Genomic DNA, 12,666 nt, shown 5'->3' on the forward strand with positions numbered 1-12,666 from the left:
GCGTACAGCGTCCGCTCGTAGGTGCTGAGCAGCTGCTGCACGGCGATCCCGCCGTTGACCACGTACTTTCCGTGGTCGCCTGCGTCGTACCAGCCGCCCACCACGTCCCGGGCGTACCCCGCGGGGCAGGTCCAGGTGCCGTACGACCAGCTCGCGCCGTCGTCGGCCGCGGTCAGGCACACGACGTCCAGGTCGCCCTTGTTGACGGCGCCGTCCGGCCCGCTGACGTGACCGGCGGGCCGGTCGTAGACGGTGCCCGGAGCGTCGATCGCGATGCCCGAACGGGCCGGGTAGAAGTAGTTCAGCGCGTCGTACCGCAGCTGGGAGTAGATGTCGGTCGCGATCGCGAACGGGTCGCTCGTCTCTCCGTCGGCCACGAGCGTGAAGCCCGTGCCCTTCGCGGTGACCTTGCTGAAGTCGACGGTCTGGACCTTCAGGCCCGACGTCGGGTCGGTGCCCGCCAGCGCGGCCTTGCCGCTCGCGACGAGGGCCCCGCCCGCGGCGTGCAGCTCCCAGGCGACGGGCGCGGCGGCGTCCGTCACGACAGTGGCCCGCTTGGGACCCTGCGGCAGGTAGCCGACCTGGTTGACGCGCACGCGGCTGCGCGTGTCGGGCTCGTAGGCGGGCGGCGGGGTCGCGGTCTTGACGAGCGACACCTTGCTCACGCAGAAGGTGTAGTCGCCGCGCGCGCCGAGCTGCAGGGCGACCTGGCCCACGTCTCCCGTGTCGGCCGGGAACGTCAGCGACGAGGTGAACGGGTAGGCGTAGCTCGCGAGGTCCGTCGTCAGTGCAGGGTTCGCGACGTACGCGGTGCGGTAGGCACCGCCGTTCTCCCCCACCAGGGCGCGGATGGTCGCGCCGTTGCTCGCGCTCGCCGTGAACGACAGGGCGTAGTTGCCGCCGTCCTCGACGGGAACACCGTTGTAGACCAGGCCGTCGTACTGACCCGCCGAGGCGGGGACCGCGACGCAGAACGCGGCGTCGCCCGCGGCCGAGGTGACGGCCCAATCGGCCGGGAGCGACCAGCCCGCGGGCAGCGTGTCGCCTGCGAAGGTCGTCGTCCCGAGCAGCTCGTCGTCGCCCGAGATCGAGAAGTCGTCGAGGCAGAAGGTGTAGTCGCTCGCCTGCCCGCCGAGCTGGAACGAGGTGTTGCCCGTGCCGCTGAAGCCCGGGGTCCAGGTGAAGGAGTAGTCGGTGGGCGCCGCGGTCAGGGCCACGGACGACGACACGTCGTCCGGATAGCCGATGCCCGCGCGCAGGTTGACCGAGACGTCGGCCGTCGCGTGCGCGGTGAACGAGACCGTCACGGGCGAGCCGGCCGCGAGCGTCACGTCGTCGTGCTGCGCCGCGACGTCCCACGGGTTCGTCGTCCCGGCGGGCACGACGACGCAGAACTCCCCGGCGTCCACGGAGGACGACGAGGTGCCGCCGTAGCTGAACCAGCCCTGCGCCCCGTCGGCGAAGTCGTGGACCTCGCCGATCGGGTTGGCCGCCGCCATGGGGGTCACGACGAGGGCGAGAGAGGCGAGGCCGGCCGTGACGGCGCCGGCCCAGGTCGCGCGTCGGCGACCGGAGAAGAAGGAAACCACGCTGTCTCCTGGTGTGTGTGGAAGCGCTCTCACACGCCCGGACGGCGCGGCTTGAGCGATACAGTTGTGACGGCAAGGTAGCAGCGGGATCGGACGATGGGAACGGTTCGACCCAAACCGGTGACTTCGCGGCGAACCGCGCATGAACACTGGATGCCCCCACTTGTCGCCGCTGCGCATGGCGCGCATCGTCGGTGACGTGGACGGAATCCCCCTTCTGGTGCTCGTGGTCGTCACGGCCCTGGCCTTCGACTTCACGAACGGCTTTCACGACACGGCCAACGCCATGGCGACCTCGATCGCGACCAAGGCCCTGCGGCCCAAGGTGGCCGTGCTGCTCTCCGCGGTGCTCAACGTCGTCGGCGCGTTCCTGTCGCTCGCCGTCGCCGCGACCATCGCCAAGGGCATCGTCGAGCAGGACGCGGTGACGATGTCCGTCGTGTTCGCCGGGCTGTGCGGCGGCATCATCTGGAACCTCGTGACCTGGTACTTCGGCCTGCCGTCGTCCTCGTCGCACGCCATCATCGGCGGCCTGGTCGGGTCGGTGCTGGTGGCCGCCGGGGCCGACGGCGTCATCTGGTCAGGGCTCGCGTCGAAGGTCATCATCCCGGCGGTGATCGCGCCGGTCGCCGCGGGGTTCATCGCCCTGACCGGCACGTGGCTCGTCTACCGGATCACCCGCAGCGTGGGCTCCGGGGCGCGCGAGTCCGAGTTCCGCTGGGGGCAGATCGGCTCGGCGTCACTCGTGTCGCTCGCGCACGGCACCAACGACGCGCAGAAGACGATGGGCATCATCCTGCTGGCCCTCATCGCGGGCGGTGAGCTGCCGGCGGACGCGGGCGTTCCCGTGTGGGTGATCATCGCGTGCGCCGGTGCGATCGGGCTCGGCACCTACCTGGGCGGCTGGCGCGTCATCCGCACGCTCGGCAAGGGGCTCGTCGACATCGAGCCGCCGCAGGGGCTGGCCGCGGAGACCTCGTCGGCCGCGGTCATCCTCGTCTCGAGCCACTTCGGCTACCCGCTGTCCACCACGCACGTCGCGAGCGGCTCGATCATGGGCTCGGGCGTCGGGCGGCGCACGCCGGTCCGCTGGGGCGTCGCGCGCCGCATGGTGGTCGCGTGGCTCATCACGCTGCCGGCCGCGGGACTGGTCGGCGCGGGTGCCGAGGGCATCCAGCGGCTGCTCGACGGCGCCGCCGGCACGCTCGTCGTCCTGGCGATCCTCGTCGCGGCGAGCGCGGGCCTGTGGCTCGCGTCGCGGCGGTCCGCGGTGGACCACACCAACGTCAACGACGACTGGACGGCGCCTGACCGGCCCGCCAGCGTCCCCGCCTGAGGAGGACCGGGATGGACCAGCTGGTCGACGGCGAGGCGCTCACCAAGGTCCTCGTGCTGAGCCTCGTGTTCGGCGCGGGAGTGCCCGCGGTGTTCGCGCTCGGGGTGCGCGCGCTCGCGCCGGTGGACGGCACGACGAGCGTGCTGCGGCGGTCCGCGGCCTACCTCTGCTTCGCGGTGTGCGCCGCGGCGGTTGTCGTGGGCGTCGCCAAGCTCGTCATCGGGAGCGACTGATGGCGCGCGAGGGAGCGATCCGGCGGGTCGCGGACTGGCTGCGTGCGGGCTACCCCGGTGGCGTGCCCGAGCACGACTACGTGGCCGTCCTCGCGCTGCTCAAGCGGACGCTCACGCACGACGAGGTCATCGAGGTCGCCGACCGCATCGTGCTCGCGCACCCGGGCGGCGGCGCCACGCACGAGGCCGTCGCCGCGGAGATCGAGGGCCTGCTCGAGCAGGAGGCGCTGACCGGCGACGTCGCACGGGTCAGCGCGGTGCTCGCCGCGGCCGGGTGGCCGTTGGCGGACGTCGACGCCTGAGCCCGCGCCGTCTACGTTGGCCCCATGCGGCACATCGAGTCGGCCGACGGCACCCTGATCGCGGTCGAGGAGCTGGGTTCGGGGCCACCCGTGGTCCTGCTGCCGGGCGCGATGAACGACCGCGGTCGCCTCCTGCCGCTCGCGGCAGCGCTCTCCGCGCTCGGCCTGCGCGGCGTCACGATCGACCGTCGCGCGCGGGGCGACAGCACCGACGAGGCCGGAGGACTGGCGAGTGCGGTCGAGCGCGAGGTCGACGACGTCCGCGCGATCGTCGCCGACCTGGGCGACGAGGTGACGCTCCTGGGCTACTCCTCGGGCGGGATCCTCGCACTGGCCGCGGCCCTGGCCGGTGTACCTGCGCGACGGCTCGTCGTGCTCGAGGCGCCCGTCGTCGTACCCAGCGCTCCCCCGCGCGACCCCGCTGTCGGGCCGCAGCTGGAGGCCCTCGTCCGCGGCGGCGACCACGCCGCGGCCGTCGAGCTCTACCAGTCCCGCGTCGTCGGCCTGCCGCCCCACCTGGCTTCCGGCCAACGTGACCAGCCCTGGTTCCGGGCGATCCAGGCGATCGCGCCGAGCCTGCTTTACGACTGGGCCGTCACAGACCGGTACCCCGACGCGGGTGCGTTCTCGACGCTGTCCCTCCCCGCGCTCGTCGTGCGCGCCCGGGAGACATGGCCCGTGCTCGCCGAGTCGGCGTCGGCAGTCGTCGGCGCGCTGCCGGACGCACGGCTCGAGCTCGTCGAGGGGCGGGACCACGAGCCCGACCCCGGCGCCGTCGCGGCCGCCATCGCCACGTTCGTCGGGCCGTGACTCAAGGCGCGACTCAGGGCGCGAGCTGGTCGCGGCGACGCGTGAGGTAGGCGCGCTCCGCGGTGTTGCCCGCGAGCTCGATCGCGCGGTCGTACGCGGCGCGTGCCTGCGCGCTGCGGCCCAGGCGGCGCAGCAGGTCCGCGCGCGTGGCGTGGAAGGCGTGGTACCCCTCGAGCGGGAGGCCGTCCACCAGCGCCAGGGCGACGTCGGGACCGTCCATCTCCGCCACGGCGACGGCCCGGTTGAGCCGGACGATCGGCGAGGCGTCGAGCCGGACGAGCTGGTCGTAGAGCGCCACGACCTGCGACCAGTCGGTGTCCCGGGCGTCGCGGGCGGCGGTGTGCACCGCGTTGATCGCCGCGAGGATCTGGAAGCGCCCGGGAGCCTCGCCCGACGCGAGCCGCTCGCGCACCAGCGCGTGCCCCTCGGCGATCAGGTCGCGGTCCCACGCGCCGCGGTCCTGCTCGCCGAGCGTCACGAGCTCGCCGCCGGCCGACAGGCGCGCGGTCCGGCGGGCCTCGGTCAGCACCATGAGCGCCAGGAGGCCAGTGACCTCGCCGTCGTCGGGCAGCAGCTCGCGGACGAGCCGGGTGAGACGGATCGCCTCGGCCGTGAGGTCGCTGCGGATCGGGTCCTGCTCCGGGTCGGAGGCGAGGTAGCCCTCGTTGAAGACCAGGTAGAGCACCGCGAGCACGCCGGCCACCCGGCCCGGGAGGTCCTCGCGCGACGGCACGCGGTACGGGATCCGCGCCGCGGCGATCTTCGACTTCGCGCGCGTGATCCGCCGGGCCATCGCGGACTCCTGCACCAGGAAGGCACGGGCGATCTCGGGGACCGTCAGCCCGCCGACCATGCGCAGCGTCAGGGCCACGCGGGTCTCCGTCGCGAGCGCCGGGTGGCAGCAGGTGAACAGCAGGCGCAGCCGGTCGTCGTCGACCGCGCCGAGGGGTTCGGCCGGGCCGGACAGCATCAGCGCCTCCTGGTGCTTGGCGTCCCGGCGGCCCTCGCGCCGGAGCCGGTCGATGCCCTTGCGGTAGCCGGTCGTGGTGAGCCAGCCGCCGGGGTTCGGCGGGACGCCGTCGAGCGGCCAGCGCTCGACCGCGGTGGCGAAGGCCTCGGCCGCCATCTCCTCGGCGACATCCAGGTCGCCGAACCGCCGGGCCAGGGTCGCGACCACCCGGGACCACTGCTCGCGGTGGGCCCGGGTGATCGCCGCGTCGACGTCCGCCGTCACAGGAACGGACGCACCTCGACCCTGCGGTTGCACGCCTGCGAGCCCTCGGAGGCGAGCCGGAGGGCCACGTCGAGGTCGGGCGCCTCGATGATCCAGAAGCCGGCCGTGTGCTCCTTGGTCTCGACGTAGGGGCCGTCGGTGAAGACTGCCTCCCCGTGCCGCGCGTCGATCACCGTCGCCGTCTCGGGGCCGCCGAGGCCGCCCGCGAAGACCCAGTGACCGTCCGCGCGGAGCTGGTCGTTGTAGACGTCGATCGCGGCCATCTCGTCGTCCGTGCCGGAGCCCGTCCGGTCGTCGAGCACGGACACCAGGTACTGCGCCATCTGTCGTCTCCTGTCGTCGTGCGGCTGCGAGCCGCGTCTCACCAGTACCACGAACGGGCTCGCGCCGATCGGACAGCATGCCGTGATGTCGGAGGTCGGATCTACGTTCCGGGGATGCACCTCGAGTCCACGTTCACCGTCACGCACTTCACCCCTGCCGAGGTCACGCCTCCCGACCCCGTCGGCACGGCGGTCAGCATCGGCGTCGCCACGCTCGGCAAGCAGTTCGCGGGCGACGTGGTCGGCCGCTCCTCGACGCTGTTCACCTCGGCGTTCGATCCCGGCCGCGGCGAGGGCACGTACCTCGCGATCGAGTCGTTCGAGGGCACGGTCGACGGGCGCGGCGGCACGTTCGCGTTCGTGCACGCCGCCTCGACCCACGGCGACGACCGGTTCGACGAGCACTTCGCGCTGGTCCCCGGCAGCGGCACCGGCGCGTTGGCGGGCATCACCGGCTCGGGCGCGCTGTGGGTCGACGCCGACGGGACGCACCGCCTGCACCTGGACTGCGAGCTCGAGTAGCTCAGGCGGGCGCGAACACCAGCGCGGGCTTCGCCTTGGCGCCGTGGCCCTCGATGAGCGCGACGAGAGTGCCGTCCGGACCGATGGCCGCCGTCGTCGCCTCGACGCCGTCCGCGGCGATCTCCTGCCCGTAGGACAGGGCGCGCGCCTCGGGCTCCGTCAGCTCGCGCACCGGGAACGTGGCCCGTGCCGCGTCGGCCAGGGACAGGACCGTGAGCGGCACGTCGTCGGGCACCGCGGCGAGCTCGTCGAGCGTGCTCGCGCCTCCCAGGGCGTAGCCACCGACCCGCGTGCGACGCAGCGCCGTGAGGTGCCCGCCGACGCCGAGCGCGTCACCGAGGTCGCGCGCGAGCGCCCGGACGTAGGTGCCCGACGAGCACACGACCGTGACGTCCACGTCGACCACCGGCGTCCCGTCCACCTCGGCGCGGCGCGTCTCGCCGACCTCGAACGTCGAGACCGTGACCTCGCGCGCGGCGAGCTCGACCGACTCCCCCGCCCGGACGCGGGCGTACGCGCGCTGCCCGTCGACCTTGATCGCGGAGACGGCGGAGGGGACCTGGGAGATGGTCCCCGTCAGCGGCAGCGCCGCGGCGGCGATCGCGTCCCGATCGACGCCCGACGCGTCCGTCACGGCGAGCACCTCGCCCTCGGCGTCCTCGGTGTTCGTCGTGACCCCGAGCCGGATCGTCGCGAGGTACTCCTTGTCCGCGCCGACCACGTACGTGAGCAGCCGGGTCGCCCGCCCGATGCCGATCACGAGGACGCCCGTGGCCATCGGGTCGAGCGTGCCGGCGTGCCCGACCTTGCGCGTGCCCGCGAGCCGGCGCATGCGCGCGACGACGTCGTGGCTGGTCCAGTCCTGCGGCTTGTCGACCACGACGAGCCCGTCCGGGGCGGTCGGGCGCCGCGCGTGCTGCTGCTTCGCGGTCATGCCGTGCGGCGCTCCTGGACCGACTCCTGCACGCAGCTGAGCAGCGCGTCCATGCCGGGATCCTCGCCGAGGTGCGCGGGCGCGTCGGTCGCCATCAGCACGTTGATGAGCATCCCGAAGGCGACGAACCGGCGCCCCTCGTCGGGCTCCTCACCCGTGCGCTCGACGAACAGCCGGAACGCCTCGCCCAGGCAGTGCCGCGCGGCGCGTCCCACGTCGGGGTCGGTGCCCGCCGTGAAGCCGTGCATGACCAGGCGCAGCAGGTCGCGGTCCTCGAGGAGCCGGACGTAGGCGTCGCCCATGCGCTCGCCCGCGTCGGGGCCCGCCGGGACGGCCGACAAGGACGTGAGGATCTCGCCGGTGGCCTGCTGGTACGCCGCCAGGAAGAGGTCGCGCTTCGAGCCGAACAGACGCACGACGTAGGGCTGCGACACACCCGCCGCGCGCGCGACCTCGTCGGTGCTGGCGGCATAGCCCCCCTCGGCGAACACGCGCCGGGCGGCGGACAGGATCTGGTCGCGGCGCGCGGCGCCGGTCATGCGTGTCGCTGGAGCAGTGCGGGTGGACGGGGCGGCCGCGGCGCCTTCGCCGGGGCCGGCCGGGCTGAGGTCGGCTGACATGTTGACAAGGTTATCAGCCGATGCCTACGGTCGCTCTTGTTAGTTATCACTCAATGCCAACAAGCCACCGGGAGCTCCCGTGACCATCACGTCCACCGCCCCGCGCCCCGCGGAGCCGGCAACCCCGCGGGGTCGCCGTGGCACGTCGCGGGGCCGCTCGCCCCGCACCGTCGGCACCGCCGTCGCGCTCGTCGCCGCGTCCCTGCCGATGTTCATGGCGACGCTCGACAACCTCGTCATGACGACCGCGCTGCCCGTCCTGCGCACCGAGCTGTCCGCCTCGCTCGAGCAGCTGCAGTGGATGGTCAACGCCTACACGCTGAGCTTCGCGTCGCTGATGATCGCTGCGTCCACCCTCGGCGACCGGTGGGGGCGGCGGCGCGTGTTCGTCGGCGGCATCGTGCTCTTCGCACTGGCCTCGATCGCGTCCGCTCTTGCGACGAGCGCCGAGGCGCTCATCGCCGCGCGCGCCGTCCAGGGTGCCGGGGCAGCCGCGATCATGCCGCTGTCGCTCACGCTGCTGGCCGCCGCCGTGCCGCCCGCCCGCCGCGCGATGGCGATCGGCATCTGGGGCGGCGTGTCCGGCCTCGGCGTCGCGCTCGGGCCCGTGATCGGCGGGGCGGTGGTGCAGGGGATCTCGTGGGAGGCGATCTTCTGGATCAACGTCCCCGTCGCGATCGTCGCGATCCCCCTGGTCCGCTACGCGCTGCCCGAGTCGTTCGGGCGGCTCCAGCGGATCGACCTGACCGGCCTGCTGCTCGCCGGAACCGGCGTGCTCGCGGTCGTGTGGTCTGTGGTGCGCGGCAACGACGACGGGTGGGGCTCGGCGCGCGTCGTGGGCGGGCTCGCGCTCGGCGCGGTGCTGATCGCCGCGTTCCTCGTGCGCGAGTCGCGCACCGACCACCCGCTCGTGCCGCTGCGCCTGTTCCGCGTGCGGTCGTTCGCCGTGGCCAACGCGAGCGCCTTCGCGTTCTCGCTCGGCGTGTTCGGCACCGTGTTCGTGCTCTCGCAGTACCTGCAGATCGCGCTCGGCTACAGCCCGCTGCAGGCCGGCATCCGCACGCTGCCGTGGACGGCTGCGCCCATGGTCGTCGCGCCCATCGCGGGGATGCTCGCGCCGAGGCTCGGCGTCCGCTCGCTGCTCAGCACCGGCCTGGCGCTGCAGGCCGCGGGCCTCGCGTGGCAGGGGTTCGCGGTCGCCGCGGGCGTGAGCACCTACTCCGAGCTCGTCCCGGGCCTCGCACTGGCGGGGATCGGCATGGGCCTGACGTTCGCGCCGTCGGCCACCGCGGTGCTCGCGGACATGCTGCCGGACGACCACGGCACCGCGAGCTCGGTCAACGCGACGCTGCGGGAGATCGGCGGGGCGGTCGGTGTCGCGGTGCTGGTCGCGGTGTTCACCGCGTCGGGCGGCACCCTGACCCCCGAGGGCTACGCGGACGGGCTGGCCCCCGCAGCCCTCGTCGGCGCCGGCGTGGTCGCCGTGGGCGCGCTGATCACACTCGCGATGCCGCGCAGCACGGGCCGCGCGACCTCGCCGTCCTGAGGCACTGACCCGCTGATCCGAGCCCGTCGCCGCGGAGCGGGGTGCGGGTGGGTGTGCGACACGCCGCGGACTTCCCGGCGTGTCGCACACCCACGCGTGCACCCGTCCGCGCCCACCTCGGCGGCGGGTCGGAACGCGGGGCGCGCAGGGCGGAGGTCAGGCCTGCTCGGCCCCGTCCTCGTCGTCCTCGGGGCGGCGGTACGGGTCCGCCTCGCCCGCGAAGCTCGCCTGAGCGGCCAGCGCGGCGACCTCGCGGTCGCGACGGGCGGCCTCGATGAGCGCGGCGTCGAGGTGCGCGGCGGTGTCCGGGATCGCGTCCGGGAAGAACGCGAGCGTCGGCGTCAGGCGGATGCCCGTCTGCTTGCCGACCTCGGAGCGGATGATGCCCTTGGCCGACTCGAGCGCCGCGGCCGTGCCGGCGCGCGCCTCGTCGTCGCCGAGGACGGTGTAGAAGATGTCGGCGTGCTGGAGGTCACCGGTGACCCGCACGTCGGTGATCGTGACGAACCCGAGGCGCGGGTCCTTGATGCGGGTGTCGAGCATCTGCGCGACCACCTGCTGGATGCGCTCGGAGAGCTTGCGAGCGCGGCCCTTGTCAGCCATGGATGGACCTTTCTTGGTCGGGCGAACGGCGCGGGGCGGGCGAGGACGATGCCTCGCCCGCCCCGCGGTCGATCAAACCTGAGGATCAGGCGCGAGGCTTCTCGCGCATCTCCCAGGTCTCGATGATGTCCTCGGTCTGCAGGTCGTTGAACGACCCGAGCCCGATACCGCACTCGTAGCCCTCGCGGACCTCGGTCGCGTCGTCCTTGAACCGCTTGAGCGTCTCGATCGTCAGGTTGTCCCCGATGACCTTGCCGCCACGCAGGACGCGCGCCTTGGTGTTGCGACGGATCTCGCCCGACCGGACGATCGAGCCGGCGATGTTGCCGAACTTCGAGGAGCGGAAGACCTCGCGGATCTCCGCGGAGCCCAGCTGGGCCTCCTCGTACTCCGGCTTGAGCATGCCCTTGAGGGCCGCCTCGACGTCGTCGATCGCCTGGTAGATGACCGAGTAGAAGCGCACGTCGACGCCCTCGCGGTCTGCCAGGGCCTCGACCCGCTCGGCGTACTTGACGTTGAAGCCGATGATGATCGCCGAGTCGACGGTCGCCAGGTTGACGTCGTTCTGCGTGATGGCACCCACACCGCGGTGGATGACGCGCAGGTCGACCTCCTCGCCCACGTCGATCTTGAGCAGCGCGTCCTCGAGCGCCTCGACGGCACCCGACACGTCGCCCTTGAGGACCAGGTTGAGGGTCTCGACCTTGCCCTGCGCGAGCGCCTGCGTGAAGTCCTCGAGGCTGACGCGCTTGCGACGCTTGGCCAGGAGTGCGGCACGCTCGGCGGCCTCGCGCTTCTCGGCGATCTGCCGCGCGGTGCGCTCCTCGGGAGCGACCAGCAGCGTGTCACCGGCGCTGGGCACCGACGCGAGGCCGAGCACCTGCACCGGACGGGACGGGCCCGCCTCCGTGAGCGTCTCGCCGTGCTCGTCGAACATGGCACGGACGCGGCCGTAGGCCGTGCCCGCCACGATCGCGTCGCCGACGCGCAGCGTGCCGGACTGGACCAGCACGGTCGCGACCGCACCGCGGCCCTTGTCCAGGTTCGCCTCGATGGCGACACCGCGAGCGCCCTTGTCGGGGTTGGCCCGCAGGTCGAGAGCGGCGTCGGCCGTCAGCAGGACGGCCTCGAGCAGCTCGTCGATGCCCATGTTCTGCTTCGCGGAGACGTTGACGAACATCGTGTCGCCGCCGTACTCCTCGGCCACCAGGTTGTACTCGGTGAGCTGCTGGCGGATCTTGTCGGGGTTGGCCCCCTCCTTGTCCACCTTGTTGACGGCGACGACGATCGGGACGTTGGCCGCCTGGGCGTGGTTGAGCGCCTCGATGGTCTGGGGCATCACGCCGTCGTCGGCCGCGACCACGAGGATCGCGATGTCGGTGACCTGCGCACCACGCGCACGCATGGCGGTGAACGCCTCGTGACCCGGGGTGTCGATGAAGGTGATGGCGCGCTCGTTGCCCTCGTGCACCTTGGTGACCTGGTAGGCACCGATGTGCTGGGTGATGCCGCCGGCCTCGCCCGCGACGACGTCCGTGGAACGGATGGCGTCGAGGAGCTTGGTCTTTCCGTGGTCGACGTGACCCATGACGGTCACGACCGGCGGACGAGCCTCGAGCTCGTCGTCGCCCTCGGCCTCGAGCTCGGCGTCCAGGTCGATGTCGAAGGCCCCGAGCAGCTCGCGGTCCTCCTCCTCGGCCGAGACCATCTCGATGACGTAGCCGAGCTCGGTCGCGAGCGTGCCGAACGTGTCCTCGTCGAGCGACTGCGTCGCCGTGGCCATCTCACCGAGGTGGAACAGCACCGTGACGAGCGAGGCCGGGTTGGCGTCGATCTTGTCGGCGAAGTCGTTCAGCGACGAGCCCTGACGCAGACGGATCGTGGTCGAGCCGTTGCCGCGGGGCACCTGCACGCCGCCGAGCGACGGCGCCTGCATCTGCTCGAACTCCTGGCGCTTCGCGCGCTTCGACTTCCGTCCACGCACGGGACGACCACCGGCGCGACCGAACGCACCCTGGGTCGAGCCACGACCGGCACCGCCGGGACGACCGCCACCGCCACCGGGGCGACCGGCGAAGCCGCCGCCACCGCCGGGAGCGCCACCGGGCGCACCGCCACCGCCGCCGGGGCGACCGGCGAAACCGCCACGCGCGCCACCGGCACCGCCGCCACGGCCACCGGCCGCGGGACGCTCACCGGGGCGGCCGACGCCGCTGGTCGTCCGGCCCGGCATCATGCCCGGGCTGGGACGCGGTCCGCCGGGGCGGGGACCACCGGGACGGGGACCGCCGGGACGCTCGCCCGCGGACGCGGCCGGGGCAGCGCCCTCGGGTGCGTTGCGACGCTCGCCCGGGCGGGGCATGCCCTGCGACGGCGCGAACGGGTTGTTGCCGGGACGCGGGCCGCCACCGGTGCGGCCGGCGCCGGGACGCTCGCCCTGACGGGGCATGCCCTGCGACGGCGCGAACGGGTTGTTGCCGGGACGCGCAGCGGCGGCGGGGCGAGGAGCCCCGGGACGTGCGGAGGTCGCCGGTGCCGGAGCAGCGGCGGCCGGCGCCGGAGCGGCCGGACGCGCAGCAGGGGCCGGTGCCGGAGCGGCGGGGGCCGCAGCCGG

13 protein-coding genes are annotated in these 12,666 nt (G+C 73.4%); 6 read left to right on the forward strand and 7 right to left on the reverse strand.

Annotation, left to right across the window (positions count from 1 at the left end):
• The coding region (locus D1825_RS03475; protein WP_199721486.1) for a cellulase N-terminal Ig-like domain-containing protein at positions 1-1,589 on the reverse strand (1,589 nt) is incomplete at its 3' end.
• Between the two features lie 208 nt (positions 1,590-1,797).
• On the opposite strand from D1825_RS03475, the gene D1825_RS03480 reads away from it, so the two are divergent.
• The 4 genes from D1825_RS03480 to D1825_RS03495 are packed head-to-tail and all read left to right on the forward strand — an operon-like array spanning position 1,798 to position 4,270.
• Positions 1,798-2,925 (forward strand): inorganic phosphate transporter, encoded by a 1,128-nt coding sequence (locus tag D1825_RS03480; protein WP_407643289.1) that lies wholly within the window; start codon positions 1,798-1,800, stop codon positions 2,923-2,925.
• Positions 2,926-2,936: 11 nt separating this feature from the next.
• Positions 2,937-3,158, forward strand: a complete 222-nt coding sequence (locus D1825_RS03485) for a hypothetical protein (protein ID WP_118766080.1) — start codon at positions 2,937-2,939, stop codon at positions 3,156-3,158.
• A complete protein-coding gene (locus tag D1825_RS03490) occupies positions 3,158-3,460 on the forward strand; it encodes a DUF3349 domain-containing protein (protein ID WP_118766081.1) in 303 nt (100 codons plus the stop codon). The genes D1825_RS03485 and D1825_RS03490 overlap by 1 nt, the downstream gene beginning before the upstream one ends.
• A 24-nt stretch (positions 3,461-3,484) precedes the next feature.
• A complete protein-coding gene (locus D1825_RS03495; RefSeq protein ID WP_118766082.1) occupies positions 3,485-4,270 on the forward strand; it encodes an alpha/beta fold hydrolase in 786 nt (261 codons plus the stop codon).
• A 13-nt stretch (positions 4,271-4,283) separates the two neighbouring features.
• On the opposite strand, the gene D1825_RS03500 is transcribed toward D1825_RS03495, so the two are convergent.
• Positions 4,284-5,504 (reverse strand): RNA polymerase sigma factor, encoded by a 1,221-nt coding sequence (locus tag D1825_RS03500; RefSeq protein WP_118766083.1) that lies wholly within the window; start codon positions 5,502-5,504, stop codon positions 4,284-4,286.
• The gene (locus D1825_RS03505) at positions 5,501-5,827 is read right to left on the reverse strand and encodes a YciI family protein (RefSeq protein ID WP_118766084.1); all 327 of its coding nucleotides are present in this window, start codon (positions 5,825-5,827) and stop codon (positions 5,501-5,503) included. The genes D1825_RS03500 and D1825_RS03505 overlap by 4 nt, the downstream gene beginning before the upstream one ends.
• Before the next feature lie 114 nt (positions 5,828-5,941).
• Between D1825_RS03505 and D1825_RS03510 the strand changes: the two genes are divergently transcribed.
• On the forward strand, positions 5,942-6,349 hold the full coding sequence (locus D1825_RS03510; protein WP_118766085.1) for a DUF3224 domain-containing protein: 408 nt from the start codon (positions 5,942-5,944) through the stop codon (positions 6,347-6,349).
• 1 nt (position 6,350) lies between these two features.
• Here the strand turns inward: D1825_RS03510 and truB are convergent, their stop codons facing one another.
• Positions 6,351-7,283, reverse strand: coding sequence for a tRNA pseudouridine(55) synthase TruB (truB, locus tag D1825_RS03515; RefSeq protein WP_118766086.1), 933 nt, complete (start codon positions 7,281-7,283; stop codon positions 6,351-6,353).
• Complete coding sequence (locus D1825_RS03520; RefSeq protein WP_233549602.1) at positions 7,280-7,903, reverse strand: TetR/AcrR family transcriptional regulator; 624 nt, start codon at positions 7,901-7,903, stop codon at positions 7,280-7,282. Before D1825_RS03520 ends, truB begins: the two co-directional genes overlap by 4 nt.
• A 79-nt stretch (positions 7,904-7,982) precedes the next feature.
• Between D1825_RS03520 and D1825_RS03525 the strand changes: the two genes are divergently transcribed.
• Positions 7,983-9,449 (forward strand): DHA2 family efflux MFS transporter permease subunit, encoded by a 1,467-nt coding sequence (locus D1825_RS03525; RefSeq protein ID WP_233549603.1) that lies wholly within the window; start codon positions 7,983-7,985, stop codon positions 9,447-9,449.
• A 156-nt stretch (positions 9,450-9,605) separates the two neighbouring features.
• On the opposite strand, the gene rbfA is transcribed toward D1825_RS03525, so the two are convergent.
• A complete protein-coding gene (rbfA, locus tag D1825_RS03530) occupies positions 9,606-10,052 on the reverse strand; it encodes a 30S ribosome-binding factor RbfA (protein ID WP_118766088.1) in 447 nt (148 codons plus the stop codon).
• 85 nt (positions 10,053-10,137) lie between these two features.
• Positions 10,138-12,666 (reverse strand): translation initiation factor IF-2 (gene infB / locus D1825_RS03535; protein WP_118766090.1); only part of this gene is annotated, 2,529 nt, incomplete at its 5' end.

Source organism: Cellulomonas rhizosphaerae, from assembly GCF_003470205.1.
In the GTDB taxonomy this organism is placed as follows: domain Bacteria; phylum Actinomycetota; class Actinomycetes; order Actinomycetales; family Cellulomonadaceae; genus Cellulomonas; species Cellulomonas rhizosphaerae.

Excerpts from the sequence above, each read along its gene's own strand:
- D1825_RS03490 (WP_118766081.1), top strand. The coding sequence starts at position 3,158 with ATGGCGCGCGAGGGAGCGATCCGGCGGGTCGCGGACTGGCTGCGTGCG.
- D1825_RS03495 (WP_118766082.1), top strand. The coding sequence starts at position 3,485 with ATGCGGCACATCGAGTCGGCCGACGGCACCCTGATCGCGGTCGAGGAG.
- D1825_RS03520 (WP_233549602.1), bottom strand. The coding sequence starts at position 7,903 with ATGTCAGCCGACCTCAGCCCGGCCGGCCCCGGCGAAGGCGCCGCGGCC.
- truB (WP_118766086.1), bottom strand. The coding sequence starts at position 7,283 with ATGACCGCGAAGCAGCAGCACGCGCGGCGCCCGACCGCCCCGGACGGG.
- rbfA (WP_118766088.1), bottom strand. The coding sequence starts at position 10,052 with ATGGCTGACAAGGGCCGCGCTCGCAAGCTCTCCGAGCGCATCCAGCAG.
- D1825_RS03485 (WP_118766080.1), top strand. The coding sequence starts at position 2,937 with ATGGACCAGCTGGTCGACGGCGAGGCGCTCACCAAGGTCCTCGTGCTG.
- D1825_RS03510 (WP_118766085.1), top strand. The coding sequence starts at position 5,942 with ATGCACCTCGAGTCCACGTTCACCGTCACGCACTTCACCCCTGCCGAG.
- D1825_RS03505 (WP_118766084.1), bottom strand. The coding sequence starts at position 5,827 with ATGGCGCAGTACCTGGTGTCCGTGCTCGACGACCGGACGGGCTCCGGC.